At 69.8% G+C, this 23,521-nt stretch carries 18 protein-coding genes; 9 read left to right on the top strand and 9 right to left on the bottom strand.

Annotated features, from left to right (window positions below; translation table 11 throughout):
* Together C9992_RS12245 and C9992_RS12240 are read right to left on the bottom strand one after the other, a co-directional pair.
* Entirely contained in the window at positions 1–924 is a 924-nt protein-coding gene (locus C9992_RS12245) for a carbohydrate ABC transporter permease (RefSeq protein ID WP_106815841.1), read from the bottom strand.
* A gap of 74 nt (positions 925–998) precedes the next feature.
* Positions 999–2,291, bottom strand: a complete 1,293-nt coding sequence (locus C9992_RS12240) for an ABC transporter substrate-binding protein (protein ID WP_106815840.1) — start codon at positions 2,289–2,291, stop codon at positions 999–1,001.
* A gap of 225 nt (positions 2,292–2,516) precedes the next feature.
* Between C9992_RS12240 and C9992_RS12235 the strand changes: the two genes are divergently transcribed.
* A complete protein-coding gene (locus C9992_RS12235; protein WP_106815839.1) occupies positions 2,517–3,329 on the top strand; it encodes a DeoR/GlpR family DNA-binding transcription regulator in 813 nt (270 codons plus the stop codon).
* A 7-nt stretch (positions 3,330–3,336) separates the two neighbouring features.
* Here the strand turns inward: C9992_RS12235 and C9992_RS12230 are convergent, their stop codons facing one another.
* On the bottom strand, positions 3,337–3,873 hold the full coding sequence (locus C9992_RS12230; RefSeq protein WP_106815838.1) for a DUF1697 domain-containing protein: 537 nt from the start codon (positions 3,871–3,873) through the stop codon (positions 3,337–3,339).
* A 135-nt stretch (positions 3,874–4,008) separates the two neighbouring features.
* A complete protein-coding gene (locus tag C9992_RS12225) occupies positions 4,009–6,690 on the bottom strand; it encodes a DEAD/DEAH box helicase (protein WP_407662242.1) in 2,682 nt (893 codons plus the stop codon).
* A 159-nt stretch (positions 6,691–6,849) separates the two neighbouring features.
* Between C9992_RS12225 and C9992_RS12220 the strand changes: the two genes are divergently transcribed.
* Positions 6,850–7,197 (top strand): GNAT family N-acetyltransferase, encoded by a 348-nt coding sequence (locus C9992_RS12220; RefSeq protein ID WP_106815837.1) that lies wholly within the window; start codon positions 6,850–6,852, stop codon positions 7,195–7,197.
* Between the two features lie 7 nt (positions 7,198–7,204).
* Positions 7,205–8,233 (top strand): pirin family protein, encoded by a 1,029-nt coding sequence (locus C9992_RS12215; RefSeq protein WP_106815836.1) that lies wholly within the window; start codon positions 7,205–7,207, stop codon positions 8,231–8,233.
* Between the two features lie 116 nt (positions 8,234–8,349).
* Here the strand turns inward: C9992_RS12215 and C9992_RS12210 are convergent, their stop codons facing one another.
* A complete protein-coding gene (locus tag C9992_RS12210) occupies positions 8,350–11,922 on the bottom strand; it encodes a S8 family serine peptidase (RefSeq protein WP_106815835.1) in 3,573 nt (1,190 codons plus the stop codon).
* A gap of 141 nt (positions 11,923–12,063) precedes the next feature.
* On the opposite strand from C9992_RS12210, the gene C9992_RS12205 reads away from it, so the two are divergent.
* From C9992_RS12205 to C9992_RS12190, 4 genes are all read left to right on the top strand, one after another.
* The gene (locus C9992_RS12205) at positions 12,064–12,615 is read left to right on the top strand and encodes an ECF transporter S component (RefSeq protein WP_106815834.1); all 552 of its coding nucleotides are present in this window, start codon (positions 12,064–12,066) and stop codon (positions 12,613–12,615) included.
* 78 nt (positions 12,616–12,693) lie between these two features.
* Positions 12,694–14,589 (top strand): ABC transporter ATP-binding protein, encoded by a 1,896-nt coding sequence (locus C9992_RS12200; RefSeq protein ID WP_106815833.1) that lies wholly within the window; start codon positions 12,694–12,696, stop codon positions 14,587–14,589.
* Positions 14,590–14,633: 44 nt separating this feature from the next.
* A complete protein-coding gene (locus C9992_RS12195) occupies positions 14,634–15,437 on the top strand; it encodes an energy-coupling factor transporter transmembrane component T (RefSeq protein WP_106815937.1) in 804 nt (267 codons plus the stop codon).
* A gap of 24 nt (positions 15,438–15,461) precedes the next feature.
* Positions 15,462–16,337, top strand: coding sequence for a siderophore-interacting protein (locus C9992_RS12190; protein ID WP_106815832.1), 876 nt, complete (start codon positions 15,462–15,464; stop codon positions 16,335–16,337).
* 90 nt (positions 16,338–16,427) lie between these two features.
* Here C9992_RS12190 and C9992_RS12185 read toward each other — a convergent pair whose 3' ends face one another.
* Both C9992_RS12185 and C9992_RS12180 read right to left on the bottom strand, forming a co-directional pair.
* Positions 16,428–17,591, bottom strand: coding sequence for an acyl-CoA dehydrogenase family protein (locus C9992_RS12185; protein ID WP_106815831.1), 1,164 nt, complete (start codon positions 17,589–17,591; stop codon positions 16,428–16,430).
* Positions 17,592–17,718: 127 nt separating this feature from the next.
* Positions 17,719–18,927: a M15 family metallopeptidase gene (locus tag C9992_RS12180; protein ID WP_235008212.1), complete on the bottom strand. Its 1,209-nt coding sequence runs from the start codon at positions 18,925–18,927 to the stop codon at positions 17,719–17,721.
* Positions 18,928–19,047: 120 nt separating this feature from the next.
* On the opposite strand from C9992_RS12180, the gene C9992_RS12175 reads away from it, so the two are divergent.
* A complete protein-coding gene (locus C9992_RS12175) occupies positions 19,048–20,175 on the top strand; it encodes an Rv2578c family radical SAM protein (RefSeq protein WP_200826308.1) in 1,128 nt (375 codons plus the stop codon).
* 47 nt (positions 20,176–20,222) lie between these two features.
* On the opposite strand, the gene C9992_RS12170 is transcribed toward C9992_RS12175, so the two are convergent.
* Complete coding sequence (locus tag C9992_RS12170) at positions 20,223–21,155, bottom strand: alpha/beta hydrolase (RefSeq protein ID WP_160150880.1); 933 nt, start codon at positions 21,153–21,155, stop codon at positions 20,223–20,225.
* A 79-nt stretch (positions 21,156–21,234) separates the two neighbouring features.
* Between C9992_RS12170 and C9992_RS12165 the strand changes: the two genes are divergently transcribed.
* A complete protein-coding gene (locus C9992_RS12165; protein WP_106815830.1) occupies positions 21,235–21,897 on the top strand; it encodes a TetR/AcrR family transcriptional regulator in 663 nt (220 codons plus the stop codon).
* A gap of 26 nt (positions 21,898–21,923) precedes the next feature.
* On the opposite strand, the gene C9992_RS12160 is transcribed toward C9992_RS12165, so the two are convergent.
* Positions 21,924–23,510, bottom strand: coding sequence for a DEAD/DEAH box helicase (locus tag C9992_RS12160; RefSeq protein ID WP_106815829.1), 1,587 nt, complete (start codon positions 23,508–23,510; stop codon positions 21,924–21,926).
* Positions 23,511–23,521: the final 11 nt, after the last annotated feature.

Here is a 23,521-nt window from a genome sequence, read left to right as displayed (position 1 = left end):
TCAGTCCCTCGCCTTCTGGTGGCGCACATAGAAGAAGGCCATGACCATCGACATGAGCAGCACGAGCACCGCACTGGTCGATGCGAGAGCGAAGTCGTACTTGCTGAACGCGAGCTTGTACGTGTAGGTGCTGAGCATCTCGGTGACGTTGATCGGGCCGCCTCCGGTCGTCATCCAGATGAGCGCGAACTGTTGCGAGGTCCAGATGAGATCGAGCAGCACCAGGCTCACGATGATCGGACGCAGCTGCGGGATGGTGACGTTGAAGAAGCGCTGAATGCCGCTGGCTCCGTCGACGCGCGCCGCCTCGTGCAGTTCGGCTGGGATGCCTTGCAGGCCCGCCAGCAGGCTCACCATGAAGAAGGGGTACCCGGCCCAGATGTTGATGAACGTCACCGAGCCGAGAGCGAGCTCAGGTGAGGCGAGCCACTCGACGTCCGTGTTCAGCAGATAGTTGATGACGCCGTTCGGCGCGAGAAGCATGCGCCACAGCACCGCGATGACCGCGGCGGTGAACAGCCAGGGCAGGATGTACAGCGCGCGGAAGATGGCCCTCGGCACGCGTCCGATCAGTTCGCTGTTGAGCAGCATCGCGAAGGTCAGCCCGAGGACGAGGTGGGCGACGACGCTCGTGATCGTGAAGATGAGCGTGTTCGAGATCGCACCCAGGAAGCCGCTGTCGGTGAGGATCGTCAGATAGTTCTGGATCCCGACGAACTCGGGGCTCTTGTTCAGGATGACGTTGTCCATGAACGAGTAGCCCACGACCATGACGATCGGGACGATCATCAGGACGAGCAGGAGGATGAGTGTCGGGGCGAGGAATCCGTAGGACTCCAGCGTCTTGGTCCGGTGCCGTCGCCGTCGGCCCTGCTCCGGACCGGCCACGATCGTCACCGTGTCGGGTGCGATCACTGGTTGCATGGGTGAGCTCTTTCTGGTCGGGTGCCACGCCGCGGCCGTTGACGGCGTGGCACCCGGTCTGATGGGGCGGGTTCTCAGAACTCCGCTTCCCAGGCCGCCTGCGTGTTCTCGAGCATGTCGTCGACGTTCTGCTTGCCGTCCAGGAGTGCCTGGAACTGCTCGCCGAACTGACGCATGAGCTCTTCCGCGACTGGAAGACCGGTGAACTCGTTGGCCGGGTAGCCCGCCTGGTAGATCTCGAACGCCGTCGTGAACAGCTCGTCCTTGCCCTCGAGGTCGGGTGCAGAATTCACGTTCCCGGGGAACGCGTTCGCGATGGTCGACAGCTCCGAGTTCACGTCGGCGCTCATGAGGTACTCGATGAGCTTGAACGCTGCGTCCTTATGGTCGGAGTTCTCGGCGACGCCGATGCCCCACGAGGCGTACGGGATGCCTCGCTCGCCGTCATAGCCGTCTTCGGCGGGGATCGCCGAGATCGAGAACTGCAGGTCGGGGTTGGTCTCGCGGATGAGGTTGATGTGCGAGAGCGAGTCGATCATCATGCCGACGCGGCCGTTCGTGAACTCCTCCACCTTGTCCTGCTCCTTCATCGTGAAGGAGCCGGATGCGATGACACCGTCATCCCACAAGCCCTGGATGTACTCGACGACTCCCCGGACGTCGTCGTTCGTGACGTCGGGTTGTCCATCGGCGAGCATCGTGCCGCCGGACGCCCATGCCCACGACATCACGTCGTTCTGCACTCCGTTGGGCGCCTCGAGTGACAGGGGCAGTGCCCACCCGGCGGCGGTACCGCCCGCGGTGATCGCCTTGGCAGCCTCCTCGAACTCAGTGCGCGTGCTCGGCGGCGCGTCGATGCCGGCATCGGCCAGAAGTGCGTCGTTCGTGAAGAGCGGGTAGACGAAGTTGACGACGGGGATCATGTATGTCGCGCCGTCGACTTGGATCTGGCTGGCCAGTTCGCTGTCGTCGTAGTCCGCCTCGGCCATGAGGGCCGTGAGGTCGGCGATGACACCCTGGCTCGCGAAGTCGTTGACCCACGCGCCGTCGAGACCGACGACGTCGGGCATGGTCCCGGAGGCAGCACCCGCGAACAGCTGCTCCTTGGTGGATGCATACGGGCCGCTCACAAGCTCGACGGTGATGCCCGGATTCTCTTCCTCGAAACCGTCGATCAGCTCGCGGAACGCCCCGTCGGGGAGCTCGGGTTCCCACCACTGGGCGAACTCGATGGTGACATCGCCCGTATCGGCCGCGTCATCGCCGCCGGATGCCGAACAGCCGGCGACCGCCAGCACGCCAACCGTAGCCAACGCCGTCGCGGCGAGCTTCGCCCCGCGGCGACGTCCGAGAGCATCGTTGCTCATGATTCTCCTCTTCCGATATCTGCCGCTTTACGCGTTTCTTTGCAGTTTGATGCGACATCGTGATGGTAGACCGATTGCCGTCAGTCGGTCAAGCAGACGAGATCGTTTCGTGATCTTGCAGCTCAGCGCCGGGTTGCGCGCCCGCGTGAGCCATGATTGCGGGTTTCCGCTGTTTTATGCGGTGCATGAGGTGATCCGGACGCAGGTGTGTGCTAGGAATTCATCATGGCCAACGATGTGTCGACTTCGGAGCGGTCGCGACGCCTCCCCGCCGGCCGCCGGGCTGCGCTGCTCGAGCACCTCAGCTCGAAGGGGCAGCTGACGGTCGGTGAGATCGCGGAGCAGTTCAGTGTGTCGATCGACACGATCCGACGAGACCTCGATCAGCTGGACGCGGAGGGACTTCTCATCCGCACCCACGGCGGCGCGGTGAGTGTCGCCTCTGTCCCTCGCAGCGACCGTGGGCTGGACGTCCGCCTACGGATGCAGACCGCGGAGAAGGAGGCGATCGCACAGCTCGCCGCCGGTCTCGTGGTCGACGGTTCGGTGCTCATGCTCAACGGCGGTACGACGACGCTCGCCGTCGCTCGCGCGCTGCGCGACCACCGCCAGCTCACAGTGGCCACCAACAACCTCCGCATTCCTGCGGAAGTGCCGGTGAAGGCGCTGCGCGATCTCTACGTTTTCGGCGGCTCCGTGCGTACCGTCGGTCAGACGACCACCGGGCCGGTGAGCTTCCAGCTGACGCCTGGCGGTGAACAGCTCGCGGTGCAGGCGGACCTCGCGATCATCGCCGTCGGGGCCGTCTCGACGACGGGCTACTCTACGAGCAACCTGGGCGACGCCGCGATGATGGCCGAGATGATGGCGCACGCCTCGAAGGTCGCGATCCTCGCGGACTCGAGCAAGTTCGGGCGTCGCTTGTTCGCGCAGATCGCGGAACTTGGGCGCGCCGACTGGTTCGTCACGGACGCCCCTCCGCCCGCCGACCTCGCGGCGGCCCTCGCGTCCGCCGAAGTCGAGGTGCTGACACCCTGACGCGTCGTCATGCCCATTTCCTGGCGAGGGTCGTCACGACGTTGGCGTTCCGGTTGGTGGCGACACCGAGGAGCTTCGCGGCGCCGAGCGGATCGACGGTGCCCGTCTGGTATCCCGGCCCGAGCAGTGCATGCGCCGCCCGCCCGCGCACCACCATGCCGCCCGCCTCCGTGGTGAGCGCCTCGATGCGGGCGATCGTGTCGGCAGGCAGCTCGTCCTTCAGCAGGTAGACATAGTGCCGCTCGAGATCCGGGCGGTCGGCGCTCAGCCGCTCGGCATCCCGTGCGATCTCGACCAGCTCCGCCGGCGTGAACACGATGGTGGGCACGTCGAATCCGCGATCGGCGGCGAACGCCGTCTCGAGGGCCGCGTCGATCTTCGCGCGCGAACGCATCGGCGTGGAGAACCGCACGTTGCCGGTGTTGATGTGCGTCTCGACGTCCGTGAACCCGATGGCCTCGACGGCCCGGCGGATGTCGTCCTTGGGGAACTTGCGGCTGGGGCCGAGGTTGATCGCCCGCAGGAACGCGACGTACGTGGGCATATTGCCATCATCGCGGATGCAGCGCGCCGCTGCCCGTCTCATCCGGTCCGCGTCAAACGGGCGGGCTCGATCGGGTGATTCTGTGCGCTCCGGCGCCGAAAAGCGCGATCCGGCCCGGCGCTTTGACGCGGCGACCTAGAGCCGGACGACTTGCGTGACGCGCACGACGGCGGCGCCGGCCTCCTCGGACGCGGCCAGGTCGACCTCACCCCGGATGCGCCAGTCGTGGTGGCCGGCCGGGTCGTCGATGGTCTGCTCGACACGCCAGACGCCGGTCGCGGCATCCTGCTCGTCGATGCTCACCAATCTCGGCGAGCGCGCCGGTCCGCCGGTGAGGATCTCGTCGTGCTCGTCGAAGTAGGCGTCCAGCGCGGCGGGCCAGTCGACGTCGGGATCGAGCTCGACGAGCTCGTCGTCGCGCTGGAGGGCCGCCAGCTGCACCCGGCGGAACAGCTCGTTGCGCACCAGGACGCCGAACGCCCGGCGGTTCGTGAGCACCGACGGCGGTGCCGGGGGAACGACGGGGGCGGCCGGGTCTTCGGCCGGATTGACGAGGGCCTCCCACTCGTCGACCAGGCTCGAGTCCACCTGACGCACGACCTCGCCGAGCCAGGCCACAAGGTCGTGGAGATCCTCGGTCTGCGCTTCGGGCGGGACCGTCTGCCGGATGGCGCGGTACGCGTCCGAGAGGTACCGCAGCACAAGGCCCTCGCTGCGGGCCAGTTGGTAGAACGAGATCAGCTCCGAGAACGACAGCGCGCGCTCGAACATGTCGCGCACGACCGACTTCGGTGACAGCTCGAAGTCGCGCACCCACGGCTGGCTCGACGCGAACACTTCGTAGGCCTGGCTCAGCAGCTCCTCGAGCGGCTTCGGGTACGTCACCTCTTCGAGCAGCGCCATGCGCTCGTCGTAGTCCAGCCCGTCCTGCTTCATCGCCGCGACCGCCTCGCCGCGGGCCTTGAACTCCTGCTGCGCCAGGATCGGCCGCGGGTCGTCGAGGGTCGCCTCGATGACACTGACGACGTCGAGCGCGTAGTGGCCCGTCCCGACGCGGGTGGCAGAACTCCTCACATCCGGCCCCATTCCGCCTGCTTCGGGCCGGTCTGAGCCGAACTCGCGCGTACCTGAGGAGTTCTGGTCGCCGGTTCGCCCGCCGTCGACGGGCGTCGAGCCCGTCGCAGGGTCCAGCAGCTCGATGGCGGCCAGCGCGAAGGGCGAGAGCGGCTGGTTGAGCGCGAAGTTCGGCTGCAGATCGACCGTCAGGCGGATGCGGTTCGGGATGCCGGCGGCCGCGGCATCCGCGGAATCGCCGCGGTCGACCTCTACGACACCCGCGGTGACGAGCGTGCGGAAGATCGCGAGGGCACGGCGGGCCAGGTCGTAGCGCCGGGCCGGCGGCTCGTGGTTGTCGAACACGAGCGAGCGGATGTTCCCGAACACGTCTCCGCCGCGGGCGATGACGTTGATGAGCATCGCGGCGGTGAGCTTCAGCTGGGGCACGAGGGGCTCGGGCTGCGCGTCGACGAGCCGCTCGAACGAGCCGAGTCCCCAGTTGACGACCCCGGTGGGCGCCTTCTTGCGCACGATCTTCTTGCGCTTGGCGGGATCGTCGCCCGCCTTGCGCAGCGCCGCCTCGTTCTCGATCTCCCATTCGGGCGCCATCACCACGACCGTGCCCGACGTGTCGTACCCTGCGCGGCCGGCACGACCCGAGATCTGGTGGAACTCGCGTGCGGTCAGCTGCCGCATCTTCGTGCCGTCGAACTTCGACAGCGCCGTGATGAGCACGGTGCGGATCGGAACGTTGATGCCGACGCCGAGGGTGTCGGTGCCGCAGATCACGCGAAGCAGCCCCCGTTGGGCGAGCGTCTCCACGAGGCGCCGATAGCGCGGCAGCATGCCGGCATGATGCACGCCGATCCCGGCACGCACGTAGCGCGACAACGTGCGACCGAAGGCCGTCGTGAACCGGAATCCGCCGATCGCATCCGCGATCGCGTCCCGCTGCTCCCTGCTGACGATCCGCACGGATGACAGCGCCTGTGCCCGCTCCATCGCGGCCGCCTGCGAGAAGTGCACGATGTACACCGGCGCTTCGCCGGTCTGCAGCAGCTCTTCGACCGTCTCGTGCACGGGCGTGCGGGCGTAGGAGAAGTGCAGCGGCACGGGCCGCTCGACGCCGGTGATCCGCGCCACCGTGCGCCCGGTGCGCCGCTCCAGGTCCTCGGCGATGGATGTGACGTCGCCGAGGGTCGCCGACATGAGCACGAACTGCGCGCGCGGCAGCTGCAGCAGCGGCACCTGCCAGGCCCACCCGCGTTCGGGGTCGCCGTAGTAGTGGAACTCGTCCATGACGACCTGATCGACGGCTGCATCCGCGCCCTGACGGAGTGCGAGGTTCGCGAGGATCTCGGCGGTGCAGCACACGATGGGAGCGTCGGGGTTCACCGAGGAATCGCCGGTCACCATGCCCACGTTCGCGGCGCCGAAGATGTCGACCAGGGCGAAGAACTTCTCGCTCACGAGTGCTTTGATCGGCGCGGTGTAGTAGCTGCGCCCGCCCCGGGCGACGCAGGCGGCGTGCGCGGCGACCGCGACGAGCGACTTGCCGGTTCCGGTGGGGGTGGACAGGATCACGTTCGAGCCCGAGACGATCTCGATGACGGCCTCGTCCTGCGCTGCGTACAGCGAGAAGCCCTGATCGGCTGCCCACTCGACGAACGCGTCGTAGAGGGCGTCGGCGTCGGGAGCGCCGGCTGCGCCCTGCGGCTGCCGCGCGGCGCCGGCCGCGGCGATCGTGTCGAGGAGCGTCACCGTCCGAGTCTGCCAGGTCGCAGGCACCAGGACGGCTGCGCCGGCGGGAGCCGACGCAGCCCGCGCCGCGGCATCCGTCGGGTACCGGTGCGGGTGCGTGGCTGGTGGCGGAACACGCGTGGACGCGCCTACGTTGGAGACGACATCGAAAGGATGCCGATGCCTGACACCACGAACGACAGCACGGCCGCGCAGCCCACCGCCGAGGAGATCACTGTCCGCCGCAATGACGACGACGGCCGGTACGAGGTGTGGGTGGGCGACGTGCTGGCTGGATTCACCGAGTTCTCCGCCGACGCACGTGGGCGGCTCCGCTTCCCCCACACGGTCGTGGACCCGGCATTCCGGGGACGCGGCCTCGCGCAGAAGGTGGTCTCCGAGGCGATGGCCGACGAGGCGCGCCGGGGCGACACGATCGTTCCACTGTGCCCCGTGGTCAGCAAGTACCTGCGCGAGAACGAGGTCCCCGGCCTGCAGGTCGCGTGGCCCTCCCGCGCCACAGCGTGAGCTTGTCATGACCCGCCTGGACGCCGACGAAGCCGTCGCCACCGAGTCCGCCGTCGAGTGCCCGGGACCCCGGGCGCTGCTGCTGGAGACACGCGAAGTGCCGCTGGGCGGCGTGCGCGCGATGTCGGTGCACCGCTCACTCCCGCAGCGGGATCTGCCGCTCGTAGGCGCCTGGTGCTTCCTGGATCGGTTCGGCCCCCAGAGCACGCGCATGCGCGTCGAGCCGCACCCGCACATCGGGCTGCAGACCGTCACGTGGCCGTACCTCGGCGATGTGCGTCACCGCGATTCCGTCGGCAGCGACGTGGTCGTGCGCCGCGGCGCACTGAACCTCATGACCAGTGGCGCGGGCATCTCGCACTCGGAGTACTCGGTGGGAGAGGATGCCGCACCCCTGGACGCCCTGCAGCTCTGGATCGCCCTGCCCGAGTCCCGCCGGCACGGCGGTCCGGCGTTCGAGCAGCACGCGGAGCTTCCGCAGCTCGAGCTCACCGCGATCAGCGGACCGTCCGGGTCTGCGACGGTGGTGCTGGGTGAGCTCGACGGGATCGCGTCCCCGGCGACGGTGCACACCCCGATCGTGGGCGCCGAGCTGCGGCTGCCGCCCGGTTCGACCGTGCGCGTGCCGCTCGCCCCGGCCTGGGAGCACGCCCTCGTCGCCGTCCAGGGCGAGGTCGAGGTCGCCGGGGTACCCGACGAGCGGGAGGCCGCAGCATCCGCGCGCAAGGGCGAGGCCGAGGCGGTCGTCATGCTCGACACCTCGCACCTTCTCTACCTGGGCACGCACCGCGACGAGGTCGTCATCTCGAGCGCCGGCGGTGCGACCCTGTTCCTCCTCGGCGGCGAGCCCTTCGAGGATGACGTCGTGATGTGGTGGAACTTCGTCGGCCGTACCCACGAGGAGATCGTCGAGGCGCGAGAGGCCTGGGAGGCCGGCTCCGACCGATTCGGTCACGTCGTCGACCACGGCGCCGAGCGCATCCCCGCCCCGCCGCTCCCGGCGGTCCGCCTGACCCGCCGCCGGCGCCGCCTGTAGCGGCGAGGGCTGGGCCGGCGCCATCGCGTCGACGGCCAGCCGACCACGGCTGCACCGAGAGAGCATGCAAGAGGCGCCCGGGCCGGAGCCCGGGCGCCTCTCGATCCGTCAGCCGATCACTTGAGCACGATGAACGCCGACGCGCCGAACGACGACTCGACGGTGTCGCTGCCCGGGTAGACGACGGTCACGATGTGAAGCCCGCGCTGCTGCTTGGGCAGCTGGATCGTGACGGCGCCATCCACGAGGGTGCCCTTGTACGGCTTGGTGCCGACGCGCACCGTGACATCACCGGTCGCCGCCGGCCCCCCGGAGGGAGTGACGGCGACGGTCACCGCGAAGTCGGTCGACCGCGTCCCGGTGTAGTGGTTGAGCGAGACCGACGTCTTCGACGTCGCCTTGACGAAGACGGCAGCACTGTCGGCGACGCCGGTGTTGACGTTGCCCTCCTGTGTGGCCGTCACCCGCACCGACAACGACGTGCCGGCGTCAGCCGCCGCGACCTTGTAGGTCTTCGCCGTCGCGCCCTCGATCGGCGTGCCGTCGCGCAGCCACTGGTACGCGAGGGTCACCGTCTTGGGCTCCCACTTCCCGGGGTTCGCCGTGAGGGTCTTGCCGACCTTCGGAGATCCCGTCACCGTCGGAGCCGCCTTCGCGACCGGAGCCGCGGGACCGGCGTCGACGCTGAGCACCGTGCGCACGTCGGAGTCGCCGTAGCGCACGACGCCGAAGTAGCGGGTGCCTGCGGTCAGGCCCGACCACGACAGGGCGAAGCTCGTCGGAGTGCTCTCGGTCACCGGCAGCGGGTTGGGTGCCGCCGTGAACGCCCCCTCGCCGCCGGCTCCCACGACCGCGGTCGTGAGGTCCCACGTCATGGGGTTCGGGGTCGAGTACAGGTGCGCCTCGATCATGTAGGTACCCGGGGTCGGGTCGTCGAGGGACACGGATTCGTCCGCCGCGCCGCTGGCCGACTGGAACTTCTCGTAGTACCGCAGGTCGGTGGGGCTCACCACGCGGTAGACGAAGAGGTCGAGGTCGCTGCCGGCGTCGTCCGAGGAGTCCAGGTCGAAGCGCGCCAGCGTCGACCCCTCCGGAACGTCCACGAGGTAGTACGAGTACCCGTCCTCATCGCCCGAGGTCTCGTTGCCGGAGTGTCCGGGCACCTCCACCGCGTTGCCGTAGATCTCCTCCGTCTGCAGCACGGCCGGGGCCAGTCCGCTGAGGTTCAGCGGCAGCTCGCCGGTGACGCCCGGCGTGATCTCGACCGTCGTGCTGCCGGTGATGCCGGCGCCCGACACGTCGGCCGGGGCATCCGCCGTCACGGGATAGATCGCGATCGGCGAGCGCACCGTGGTCGGGCCGTTCCAGGTGAGGAAGCCGGTCGCCCACTGCTCGGGGGCGGCGGTGGTCTTGGTGAAGGTCACCGTGAAGGTGCCCTTCTCCCCCGCCGCCAGCGTCAGCGACGCCGGGGAGACCGTCACGTCGACGCCCGGCACGGAGGCCTGCGCCGTGTACGTGCCTGCCGTCGTGGCTCGAACCGTGCGGGTGACCGTCTGCGGACCCGACAGGGAGCCGATGGCAATGGACGCGAGGTTCAGGTCGCTGCCGTCGATCGGGTCCACGCCGAAGTCGTAGAGGTTCTTGCCCTGCAGGTACTGCGCCCACTGCAGCGCGCCGTTGTCGTAGATCAGGCCCGGCTCGAAGAACCGGGTCGGGTCGACGTGCCCGGCGCCCTGGGCGAACGGGTCGGTGTTGGGCGAGCCGTCCTCGTTGACCGTGTCGTAGGCGGTGGTCATCATCGCCGACTTGATCTCACCGGGGGTCGCCAGCGGGCGCTCACCCAGGTAGAGCGCGGCAAGGCCCGCGATGTGGGGCGACGACATCGACGTGCCCGACTTGAAGCCGAAGGTCGGATCCTCTCCGGCCGCGTTGTGCGTGGCGGCGAGGATCGCGACGCCGGGCGCCGAGATGTCGGGCTTGAGGATGTCGCTGCCGTCGGCGAGCATCGGTCCGCGGCTGGAGAACCCTGCGACGACGGGGGTGGGCGTCTCCACGCCGGTGATGTTCTCGCTGTGCAGCGTCGCGGTCGCGCCCGGCGTCTTGACGTACGCCAGCAGCTCGTCCCGGTGGTCGCTCTGGATGTGCACGGTCGGGACGGAGTGGAAGTCGTTGTCGAGCGAGCCCGGAGTGACGTTCACCAGGATCATGCCGACACCGCCGGCCTCGTCCACCGCCTGCGACTTCTCGACCCGCGCGTTGGTGCCGCGATCGCACACCACGATCTTGTCGGTGACGACGGCCGGGTCCAGCGTGCCGAGGAAGCACAGCGCCGCCTCATCGGGCGACTTGCCCGCCAGCACCGCGTCGCGCGCGTACACGACCGGCGCGGTCACGGTCTCGCCGAACGGCACGCTCACCGACGCGCCGGCAGCCAGCCAGCCGTCGCCCAGCTCGACCGTTCCCTCATAGGTGGGGATCGTGGATGCCGCGACCGTGGTGTACCACGGCGAGGCGTGGTCGGCGGTCGAAGCACCCGGGCCGTCGTTGCCCGCGCTGACCGAGACGAAGATGCCGGCCGCGGCGGCGTTGAAGAACGCGGCATCCTCGGTCGCGAACGTGCTCGTCGCGGCGCCGCCGCCGATCGAGTAGTTGATGACGTCCACGCCGTCGGCGGCGGCCGCGTCGATCGCCGACATCAGGTCGCTGAGGGCGCAGATGTCGTCGTCGGTGACGAGCGGATCAGGACCGACGAAGCACGCCTTGTACATCGCGACCTTGGCGGCGGGAGCCACACCAGAGATCGATCCGAAGTCGACCCCTTCGACCGTCGCGGGCACCGCGTGGTTGCCGGCCGCGGTGCTCGCGGTGTGCGAGCCGTGACCGTCGGCGTCACGCGGCGAGAGGAAGTCCGGCTCGAAATCGAAGCCCGCTGCCGCTGCGCCCTCGCTGAAGTACTTGGCGCCGACGAGCTTGGTGGAGTACGCCGACGCGTCCCACTCCTCACCGGTCACGCGGTCGCTCTTGAAGAGGTTGCCGTCGGCCTTCTGGAACACGACGGTGTTGCCCTGGAGGTAGGGCTCGGCTCCCGGTGTCGTACCCAGCGGGTCGCCTGCGAACGAGGGGTTCTCCGGGGCGATCCCGGTGTCGACGACACCGACGACGACACCGGCACCGGCCTGTCCGACTCCGCCGACCGCGTTCCAGACGCCGTTGTCGCCCTCGAGCCCGAGGTACTGGGTGGACGGCACCGCGTCGGGGTGCAGCACCTCGTCGGGGACGACCGCCTTGACCCCCTTGGACCCCGCGAGCTTCTGCGCCTGGGCCGCCGTGAGGTTGGCGGTGAACGCGTTCAGCGTGACGGTGAGATTGCCGTCCGGCTCGACGCCGGCCTGGGCCGCGACATCCTGCTGTCGATCCTCGAGGAAGCTGGAGTAGCGCTGGACCTCGCGGGAGGAGGCGTCGAGCTTCTTACCTTCTTGCGGCTGCGTGGGCGCGAGGCCGGCCTCGCCGCCGTCGTAGGTCGCCGCGGGCGCCTCGTCCAGGAGGACGATGTAGCGCCCAGCGGAGAGGTCTATCGGGATGGGGGTTGTCACCTCCTCCGGCGTCGCGCCGAAACTGGCGGTTGCGGTGCCGGTGAACAGTGCGGCGAGTGTGACGACCGCGGCTGCTCTGACGGAGGGTCTACCCATAACCTGCCTCCAGGGGTGTTGTGAGGAGAGTGCCGCGCCACATCGTTGGGGCGCAGCAAGCTCCAACGTAACTCTCAGGTGAATCTCAGAAAATGAGAGGTCTGTGAGAAACGTGAGATCGCACCCCAGTACGCTGGGCAGGTGGCTGAACGATCCCGACTGTCCACGAGCGTTCTGCTCACGTGCGCTGCGATCGGCGTCGCGACGGGTGTTCTGCAAGCCGGCGCCGGGGCGGTCAGCGGCGTCGTCTCGGCGTTCGTGCCCATCATCTACGGGCTCGTGCTCGGAGTCCATGTGCTTCCGGGCGTCATCGCGCAGGAGCTGCTGCGCCGGCCGTGGGTGGCGATCATCACGCACCTCATCGCTGCGCTGGTGGCCAGCGCCATCGTGCCGCTGTGGATCGGCCGTTATGTCTGCACCGCCTTGCTCATCGGCGGTCTGCAGGAGCTGATCGCCGCCGTCTCGCGGTACCGCCGCTGGGACGCGTGGCGCTTCTACCTCTCGGCGGTCATCGTCGGCGTCGTCATCGCCGCCGCGATCTGGTTCGCCGCCGACCTCGAGAAGTTCGCACTGTGGGCACGGATCGTCTACATCGCCCTGTTCGTCCTCGGCCCGGTCGCGTGGACAGCGGTGGGACTCGGAATCGGCACCGCCCTCCGCCGGGCCGGCGTGGCACGTCGCAGCCGGCGCTGAGGCATCCCCCGCCGCTCTGTTGGTGAGGAGGGGGAGGAAGGCTAAGTTAGGGAAGGCTAAGTTTCCCTCGACGATCGGATGCCTGTGTCCTCTGCGGTGCCGCTGCTGCGGGTGCGTGGGCTCGGTGTCTCGTACGAGGGCGAGCCGCCCGCCGCGACGGCGCCGCCGGGGCCGGCCGGGAGCGCGGAGAGCCCTTCCGGGAGCGTCGGGCCGGTCTCGTTCGAGGTCGCGCGGGGCGAGGTCGTGCTGCTGCTGGGCCCGAGCGGATCAGGCAAGTCGACGCTGACGCTGACCCTCAACGGCCTGATCCCCCACGCGGTTCCCGCAGCGATCACCGGGGTCGTCGAGGTCGATGGGCTCGATACGCGGGCCACCACCGTCGCCGAGCTCAGCACGCGGGTGGGCATGGTCTTCCAGGACCCCGACGCGCAGCTGGTGACGGGAACGGTCTTCGATGAGGTCGCGTTCGGGCCCGAGAATCTGCGGATGCCGGTGGCCGAGGTGCTCGAGCGCACCGAGCGCGCCCTGCGGCGCGTGGGCCTGTGGGAACGGCGCGCGGAGAACCCCGACCGGCTGTCCGGCGGCGGGAGGCAGCGATTGGCGATCGCCTGCGCACTCGCGATGGGCTCGCCGCTGCTGGTGCTCGACGAGCCGACCGCGAACCTCGATCCCGCGGGCATCGAGGAGGTCTACGAGGCGCTGGCCGACATCGTGCGCGCCGGCGACCGCGCCATCCTGCTCGTCGAACACAACCTCGACGCGGCCGTCGGCTTCGTCGACCGCGTCGTGGTGCTCGACCAGCACGGCCGGCTCGCCGCTGACGGCACCGTCGACGACGTGCTGCGCGGCCGTGCGCAGGAGCTCCACGACATGGGAGTGTGGCTGCCGGTGTCGTCGATCGCCGCGCTGCGGCTTCGCCGTGCCGGCTTCGCGCTGGATCCGCTGCCGCTGACTCCCCCCGAACTGCGCGACGCGCTGGATGCCGAGCCCGGTCCGTCGACGACCTCGGTGACCGGGCCGACCGCGGCGGACGACCCTGCGACGAGCTCAGCCACCCGGCCGGGCACGACGGGCGCCTCAGGCTCCGCGCGGCGGATCGCGGCCGGTGTCGAAGCGTCCCGGGATCCGCTCATCTCGGTGCGAGGCCTGACCCTTCGCCGCGGACGGACGGAGGTGCTGCACGGGATCGATCTCGACGTTCCCCGCGGCGCCTTCGTGGCGGTGGTGGGCGCGAACGGTGCAGGGAAGACGACCCTCATCCAGGCGATGGCGGGTGTCATCACGCCCCCGAAGCGCACCGTGCGGGTCGACGGCGTCGACGTCGCACGCACCGATTCGCGGACCCTGAGCTCGCGGATCGGGTTCGTGTTCCAGAACCCCGAGCACCAGTTCATCGCGCACAGCGTCTACGACGAGATCGCGCATGGCCTGCGTCGCCAGCACCTGCCCGAGGAGGAGGTGCGATCACGCGTGGACGCTCTCCTGCAGCGGTTCGAACTGGCGGGCAAGGCCGACAGTCACCCCTTCCTGTTGTCGGGCGGACAGAAGCGTCGGCTCTCGGTGGGCACAGCGCTCGTCGCGGGCGCGCCCGTCCTGGTCCTCGACGAGCCGACGTTCGGCCAGGACCGCGCCCGTGCCGACGAGCTGCTCGCACTCCTGTCGGAGTTGAACGCCGAAGGCGTGACCATCGTGGTGGTCACGCACGACATGCAGCTGGTGACCGACTACGCCGACCGCACCGTCGTGATGGCCGACGGGGGCGTGCTCGCCGACGGGCCCACATCGACCGTGTTCGCCGACGACGGGCTGATCGCGCGCGCCGGCCTGCGCCCGCCTCCCCTCCGGCGCGCCCTTCATGGGGTGCGGCGGCATCCGGAGCTCTCCCGCATCGCCCGCCTGGCCGACCTCCCGGGCGGCACGGCGCCCGCACCTCAGGCGGCGAGCGAACCGCCGACGGCGGGAGCACGATCGTGACCGACACCGGGCCGCTCACCGCCGCCACGGCGGTGCATACGCCGATGGACCCGTACGCACAGCGGGCGGCCACATCGCCTGTCCGCTTCCTGTACGGCCTCAACCCGCTCGCCAAGCTCGCGGCACCGCTGCCGGTGATGGCGCTGCTCATCTTCGTTCGGGATGCCGCGACCCCCGCGGCCTTCCTGCTGCTGGCGTACGCCGTGCTTCTGGTGGGCGTCGGCTTCACGCGGAGACTGGTCGCGGTGCTGTTCCTGGCGCTCCCGATCGGGGCTGTCGCGATCGGCTTCGGCTTCGCGCTCTGGACCGATGCGGCCCGGGTCGACCAGTCGGTGATCGTGTGGCAGGTCGGCGGGTGGACGATGTACGGCGGCGCCATCGAGGTGGGCGTCGCCACGGGGCTCCGGCTGTCGGCCATCGTCGCACTCACCCTGATCGCGGGCCTGTCCACCACGGGACCGGACCTCGTGCGCGCCGGCGTGCAGCAGCTGCGTGTGCCGTACCGCATCGGCTACACCGCCCTGGCCGCCTTCCGCTTCGTGCCGCGTTTCGGATACGAGCTCGATGTCATCCGGCAGGCGCATCGCGTGCGGGGGGCGCACGGCGGACGCGGCCCGCTCGCCGCCGTGGCGCGGTGGTTCGGCTACATCGTCCCCCTGATGGCGGGGGCCATTCGTCATGCGGAACGCGTCGCCCTCGCGATGGATGCCCGTGCGTTCGGGGCGTACGCGGACCGCACGGAACGCCATCTGGTGCCCTGGCGGGTGCGCGACAGCGTGTTCGTCGTGGCCTTCTGGGCGGTCTCGGCAGCCCTCTTCGCCGCACTCTTCCCCTGGGGCCTCGCATAGGCTCCCCGACCATCCGGAGGACGCATGGCCCAGGCCAGTCGACTCGTCAAGCCCGAGACGCAGCAACTCGTCCATCTCACGGTGCTACGCACCGAACGCCTCTCACCACACTGGATGCGTGTCACGCTCGGTGGTGGTGAGGTCGAACGATTCCGGCCCATGGGCTATGACCAGTGGTTCCGGATCTTCCTTCCGCTCGGCGGCGACGAAGGCCTCGAGCGGCTGCCCGCGAAGGCCAACAAGCTGTTCGGCTACCTGAAGTACCTCCGCATCCCCGACGGCGTCCGCCCCGTGATGCGCAACTACACGCTGCGCGCCTTCCGGCCCGCGACCGCGAACACCGGTGCCGAGATCGACGTCGACTTCGTGCTCCACGGCTCCGTCGCCGACGGCACGGCCGGACCGGCGTCGCGCTGGGCCGAGACGTGCACGCCGGGTGAGAGCGTCGTGATCATCGACGAGGGGCTCGCGTTCAATCCCGAGCGCGGCGTGGACCGCGTGGTCCTGGTCGCGGATGAGACGGGCCTTCCCGCGGTCGCCGGCATCTGCGCCGCCCTTCCCGCCGGCGCGTCCGGTCTGGCCATCGTCGAGGTGCCTTCGGCCGGCGACGCCCTCGAGTTCCCCCACCCCGCTGGGGTCACGGTGAGGTGGATCGTCCGCGAGCACGGCGTGAAGCCCGGAACGCCCGCGCTGCAGGCGCTGAAGGACGCAGCCCTGCCGGATGCCCCGTTCCATGCGTACCTCGTGGGTGAGCAGGCCCTGCCCACCGACGGACGACGGCACCTCGTCGGCGAGCGCGGTCTTGCGAAGGACCTCGTGAGCTTCTGCGGCTACTGGCGAACCGGTGCGGCATCCCCCGCGCCGAAATCTCAGCGCCTCGCCGCGGAGGCCCGCTCGTAACCCTCAGTAGTGCAGGGGCCTTTCCCGCCGGCACTCGATGCGGCGACCCATCGCGTCAGAGTGCGCGCGGGTCGCGGCATCCGTCGGGAGTCAGCGCTTGCCGACGATCTGACGCGAGACGATGTCGCGCATGATCTCGTTCGTGCCGCCGTAGATGCGGTGCACACGCGCGTCGAGGAAGGCGCGCGCGATGGGGTACTCGGTGATGTAGCCGTAGCCGCCGTGCAGCTGCACGCCGGTGTCGAGCAGCTCCCACTCCCGCTCGGTCGCCCAGAACTTGACCTTCGCAGCCTCTTCGGCGGTGAGCTTCTCGTCCTTGTAGAGCATCATCGCGCGGTCGATGTACGCCCACATGACGTCGACGGTCGTCGCCATGTCGGCGAGCTTGAATCGGGTGTTCTGGAAGTCGGCGATGGACTGGCCGAAGGCCTCGCGGCTCAGCGTGTAGTCGCGCGTCCAGACGAATGCGGCCTCGCCGGCGGCGGCCGCGGCCACGCCGATCGAGAGTCGCTCGAGCGGCAGGTTCATCATGAGCTGGATGAAGCCGAGGCCCTCCTTGCCGCCGATGAGGTTCTCTTCGGGGACGAAGACGTCGCTGAAGGAGAGCTCGGCGGTGTCCCAGCCGTGGAAGCCCATCTTCTCGAGCTTCTTGCCGTGGTCAAAGCCGGCCATGCCGTTCTCGAGGATGAGAAGGCTGAAGGCATCCGGGCGGTTGCCTTCGCCGGTCTTGACGAACGTGACGACCATGTCGGCGGTCTTGCCCGACGAGATGAACGTCTTGGCGCCGTTGACGACGTAGCCGCCCTCCACCCGCTTCGCGGTGGTCTTGATGCCGCGCAGGTCGCTGCCCGCGCCCGGCTCGGTCATCGCGAGGGCGCCGAGGATCTCGCCGCTGGCCATGCCGGGCAGCCACTTCTCCTTCTGCTCCTGCGTGCCCATGTGCACGATGTAGGGCACGGCCAGATCATCCTGGATGCCGAGAGCGCCGGCCAGCGACCCGAGACCGGCGCCGATGGTCTCTTCGAGCACGACGGAGCGGAACCGGTAGTCCTGCAGCATGCCTGCACCGCCGAACTCCTCCGGCACCGACAGACCGATGATGCCCGCCTCGCCCGCCGCGCGCATCGTGGCCCGGTCGATCTCGCCGTCCTGGTCCCACTGCTTGCGCTTCTCGTCGGAGGCGTAGCGCTTGATGAACTCCTTGACGACGTCGCGGAACGCTTCGTGGTCCTCGTCGTAGATATCCCGCTCCATGGCAGGCGAAACCTCTCTCTTCGTCGAGCTGCGTCGAGCCTGCGGTCCGTGCGGCCGCGGCATGGATCGATCCTACGCCTCGTCGGCGACATCCAGTCTCACGATCGCTGGGATTCAGTTCCGCGGGTCAGCCGACGTAGGCGGGCGCCGGCGGCAGGGCGAAGAACTCCTCCAACGAGGTCCACCCGCCGTCGTGATAGGCCTTGGCCAGCTCCGGTCCGACATAGCGGAGGTGCCAGGGCTCCGGCAGGTAGCCGGTGACCGGAGTGGCGCCCTCGACGTAGCGGACGATCCAGCCGTGCTCCCAGGCGTGCGCGGCGATCCACTGCCCCTGAGGTGAGCCGGCCAGCTCGTCGAGGGTGCCGCATGCGCCGGCACACGCCACCACGTCGGCACTCAGCCCCAGCTGGTGCTCGCTGTATCCCGGCCGCGCGCTCACCTGGTCGGCCCCCTCACCGCGTTCGGAGTGGTGCCGTCCGTACGTCTCCTGCTGCGTCTCGTACGAGCGGAACCCGCTCTCGAGGGCGATCTCACCCGCCCCCGCGCTCTGCGCCGCGGCAGCCAGCGAGGCGAGGGCGGATGCGGCGTCCGTGCGCAACGCGCCGCCCTCGAGGTTGCGCACTCCCGGCGGAGAGAGCAGGCCGGCGGGTCGATAGTCGATCGGGTTCGCGGGCCGAACCTTGTCGATGACGGTCCAGGTGCGGGCCGAGTCGCCGAGGTCGATGCACGGGGCCCGTCCGTCCACGACGGCAGCCCGGAAGGCCTCTCCGCCGCCCGCGGCGATGATCACCGCCTCGTCGTCGCCGGCCTGCAGTGCCGCGCTGATCTCCGGGATGGTGCAGATGTCGGCCGACGGCGGGGACTGCTCCATCTGCGGAACGGGGAGCTGCTCGATCGTGGGCGGCTGCGCGCGCAGTGAGAGCGCGGCGTCGGCGCCGCCGTCCGACGCAGCCGGAAGCATCATGGCGGTCATCGCCGCCGATCCCATGAGCAGCACCGCCCCCACTCCGAGTCCCGCGATCACCGCGATCCGCCGGGTCACCCGTCGCGGACCGGCATGGTGCGGCGCCGGAGTCTGCTCGTCCGCATCCAGCAGCTGGGCGGCGCGCGCTGCCCGTCGCGTGGCTGCGGACGGACGAGCCGTCCCGGTGACCGGTGGCGGCGTCGGCGAAAGCACCGGCGAAAGCGGCGCGGTGGAGAGCGGACCCGACGGGGTCACGGCGGGGACGGATGCCGTTGCGCGCGCACGCCTCTCGGCCTCTTCGCGCATCGCTCGGGCGGCACGACGAGTCTCGGGGGCGGCTCGGGGGGTCGCGAGCCCGCCAGGCTCGGTCACGCAAGCCATTGTGACCCGCGCCGAGGGCATTCCGCCAGGCGAACGGCATCCATCAGGCGATGTTCTATACCCGCCGTCCGTTGTCTTGACTTAAGTTCGAAGCTTTGTTCTCATGGAGTCATGCGATGGCAGGGTCAGGAGCTGGGAGTGGCGGATGCCGGGGCCCTGCCGGGACTCGAGCAGCTGAACGGACTGGTGCGCTCGGTCACCACGCCCGAGTTCGCCGGCGTGACGTTCCACGAGGTGCTCTGCAAGTCCGCCCTCAACCACGTCCCGAGCGCGTCCGCCATGCCGTTCGACTGGACCGTGAACCCCTATCGGGGCTGCAGTCATGCATGCGTGTACTGTTTCGCCCGGGGCACGCACGAGTACCTCGAGCTCGACGCGGGGCGCGATTTCGACACCCAGGTGGTGGTGAAGGTCAACGTGGCCGAGGTGCTCCAGAAGGAGCTGCGCCGCGGCACCTGGCAGCACCAGCCGGTCATGCTCGGCACGAACACCGACCCTTATCAGCGCGCCGAGGGCCGCTATAAGCTCATGCCCGGCATCGTCTCGGCTCTGACCGAGTCGGGTACACCCTTCTCCATCCTCACCAAGGGGACTCTGCTGCGGCGTGACCTGCCCCTGCTGACGGATGCCGCGGCGCAGGTGCACGTGACCCTCGCGATGTCGATCGCCGTGTTCGACGACGAGCTCCAGCACCTCGTCGAGCCCGGGACGCCGACCGCCAGCGCCCGTCTCGAGACGGTTCGAGCCGCGACGGAGGCCGGCTTCCGCGTGACGGTGTTCCTCATGCCCATCGTTCCGCACCTCACCGACTCGATCTCCGCCATCGACCACGCGCTCACCCGCATCAAGCAGGCGGGTGCCGTACGGGTCGTCTACGGCGCGCTCCACCTGCGCCCGGGCGCCAAACAGTGGTTCATGCAATGGCTCGCGGAGCGCCACCCGGAACTGGTCTCGTCGTACTGCGGGCTGTACCCGGGGGTGACGGCGAACGCACCCAAGGCGTACCGGGCGTGGCTGGCCAAGCGGGTGCGGCCGCTGCTGCGCGTGCACGGACTCGACGGCAGCGCCGAGGACGAGAACCCGCGTGGCGCCCCCGTATCGGGACTGGCCGATCGGGCGGATGCGCGCAGCGCGCCGATCGTGGTGACCTCGCGCGGTCGGGCGGCAGCGGCGTGGCGAGAGGGTCTCGCCGGCCGCACCGGGGTCGCCGCACCCGAGGCGGTCGACCGGCTCTTCTGATTCCCCCGTCGGCACGAGTCGGAGGCGGGACGCAGACCGGCTGCGCCTCAACGCGGAGCGGCGACCGGCTCGCCTCGGGACACCGGTACATCCGCGGCCTCGAGAGCAGGCGGGCGAGGCCCCGACCCGATCTCCGCGGGGCTCACATGGTCGAGCACGGCATCAAGCACCTCGTCCGCTCCTAGGATGCGGTTGTGGCCCAGGCCGTTGGTCGACAGCAGCCGCCCGCCGGGGTTCGCGTGCGCGATCCGGGCCGCTTCTGAGAACGGCACGACACGGTCACCGACATCGTGGGCCACGAGGAGCGGGGTCCCCGCCGGAAGTGGCCTGCGAACGCTCGACAGCCAGGCGAACGGGTCGGCCTCGCCGGGGAAGTAGCGCCGCGCGAATCGCTCGCGCACCTGTGCTGCCACGGTGTCGGAGTAGCCGAGCATCCCCTGGAACTGCGTGAGCAGAAGATCCGCGTCGGCGGGAGCGGCGATGGTCACGACGCGACGCGCTGCGGTGCCTCCGGCGACACCGACGAGGGCGGCCAGGCCCCCGAAGGAGTGCCCGACGATGGCGTGGAAGTCGCCGTGGCGCTCCTGCAGACGGCCGAACACCGAGAGCCAGTCCACCAGGTATGTCCGGTGGCCTGCCGACCCGCCATGGGCGGGCGCATCGAACGCGACGACGCGGTGACCCTCCGACACCAGCTCCCGGACCAGGCGGGAGAACTGGCTCGCCCTGCCGTCCCAGCCGTGAGCGAGGACGACGACGCGCGACCCGCGCCCCCACTCGTACGTATCGACGTCCACGCCGCGGCCGTCGACGCCTGGGATGTGCACGTTCCCGCGCCGCGCACGCGACATGGTCGGCTCATCATCCGCGTGGACGGGCCGAGGTCGCGCGACATGCGCGAACAGCGGCAGGGCGAGCGCCGCCGCCCGTCGCGGCGAGACCACCGCTGCGGCGTTGACGGCGGACCGAGCAGTAACCATCACAGCATCCATGACTTCTCCATCGATGTACGAACGATCGTACGTATGAATACGAACGATCGTACGGTAACCTGTCTGTGTGGCACAAGCACCAACTGACGGCCGGCGCGTGCGGGGCGATGAATCCCGTCGCATCGTGCTGGCGCACGCCGTCGACACCGCGACCGTCGACGGCTTGGACGGTCTCACGATCGGCCGGCTGGCGGATGCCTCGGGCTACAGCAAGAGCGGCATCGCGACGCTCTTCGGCTCCAAGGAGCAGCTGCAGCTGGCGGTCGTGTCGGCAGCACGAGACGTCTTCATCGAGCGTGTCGTCGCGCCGGCCCGCGCTGGCACGCCACGCGGCCTCGAGCGCGTGTGCGCCCTTCTCGAGCACTGGCTGGCCTACTCCCGCGACCGTGTCTTCCGCGGCGGCTGCTTCTTCGCCGCCACCTCGGTGGAGTTCGATGCCAAACCAGGCGTCGTGCGCGACGCGATCACGGCCGCATCGAGCGAATGGGAGGACTACCTCACCGTCAGCCTCGAGCACGCGATGGCCGCCGGAGAGCTTCCGCTGCTCGACGAGGCACGACAGTTGACGTTCGAGATGGTCTCGTTCCTGGAGGCCGCGAACACCCGCTCCCTCCTGCACGGGAGCGCCGAACCGTACCGCCGGGCGGAGGTCGCGCTGCGCTCGCGGCTGCTGGCGCTCGGCGCCGACCCCGAACGAGTGGCGACGATCGGACGCGGTCCGGAGGACTGACCGGTCGCTGCCGGTGACGCCCTGCGCTACTGACGCGCGAGCTCGTCGAGCACAGCGTCTCCGGGACGAGCCTCGACGAACGGCGCCTCGATGTCAGCGCGCTCGAGCAGCTCGGCGAGGCGCTCGCGACGAGCGCGTGTCACGAGGGTCACGACCGTACCGGGCCGGCCGGCGCGGCCGGTCCGGCCCGCCCGATGCAGGTACGCCTTGAACTCGTCGGGAGGGTCGGCCTGGATCACGAGGTCGATGTCGTCGACGTGAATGCCTCGCGCCGCGACATCCGTCGCGACGAGGACGTCGATGCGGCCCGACGTCAGCCGTTCCAGATTGCGGGAACGGCGCGCCTGATCCAGGTCGCCGTGAAGCGCCAGCGCGCGGATGCCTGCCTCATCGAACTGCTCGGCGAGCATCTCGGCATACGCTCTCGTGCGAGTGAACACGAGCGCCTTGGCGCCGCCGCCCGCGAGCGTCCGCAGGATCTCGCGCTTGTCACGGTGGTCCACGACGAGCACCCGGTGGTCGATCGTCCCCGAGCGCTGGGTCTCACCGGCCACCTCGAACACGACGGGCTCCGAGAGGAACTCGCGCACGAGCGCGGTCACCTGCGCATCGAGCGTCGCCGAGAACAGCAGGCGCTGCGCGTCCCGCGGCGTGCGGCGCATGATCCGCTGCACGGGTTCCAGGAAGCCGAGCTCGCACATGTGGTCGGCCTCGTCGAGCACCACGACGCGCACGTGCGACAGATCGAGTGCGCGCGACTCGGTGAGGTCTTCGATCCGCCCGGGGGTGCCGATGACGATGTCGACGCCTTTCTTGAGTGCACCCAACTGGCGCGCGTGCGGGACGCCGCCGTAGATCTGCGTGGTGAACAGGCCGACGCTGCGGGCGAGGGGCTGGATGGTGGCGTCGATCTGCAGGGCGAGTTCGCGTGTCGGGGCGAGGATCAGCGCCCGCGGCGGGCGGCCGATCTGCCGCTTCTGCCCCGCCTGCGACCGCAGCACGCTCTCGACGAGCGGGGCGCCGAAGGCGATCGTCTTGCCCGAGCCGGTGCGTCCTCGTGCCAGGACATCGCGGCCCTCGATGATCGCCGGGATCGTGGCGGCCTGAATGGGGAACGGATGCCGCGCGCCGAGTTCGCCGAGAGTCTTGACGATGTTCTGACCGAGCCCGAGGGTCGCGAACGTCGTGTCGGCCGCGACGGATGTCGCGACCGGCTCGGCGGCGAGCCGGTCAGGCACGTCATCCGGCCGCGACCGCGGCCGGATGTCGCGAGTGTGCGTCCGGATCGCGCGCGCTTCGTCACGGCCCGCTCGCTCCTGCTCCGTCCACCGGCGCTTGGGTCCGCCGGCATCGACCGCGCCGCGAGGTGCGGCCGAGCGCGCCCCGCCGCGCCCCGCAGAGACGTCGGCGTCCGAGGCCGTCGGGCTCGGACGATGACCGCGATGGCCGGGACTGCGACTGCCCGCCTTGCCCGCAGAGGACTCGCCTGGTCGCCGCTTGCGATCCCCGTCCTCGGTGTCGCGCGAGCTGCCGGAAGCCCGGTATCTGGGGTTGTAGCGAGGGTCGAAGTTCTTCGGGGCGCGACCGCCGCCGGGCTTCTTGTTCTTGGGCATCCGGCTCCTCC

It is taken from the genome of Microbacterium timonense (assembly GCF_900292075.1).
GTDB classification, from domain to species: domain Bacteria; phylum Actinomycetota; class Actinomycetes; order Actinomycetales; family Microbacteriaceae; genus Microbacterium; species Microbacterium timonense.
The sequence above is the reverse complement of the archived record's forward strand: the minus strand, read 5'-3'. Positions and strand labels throughout refer to the sequence as shown.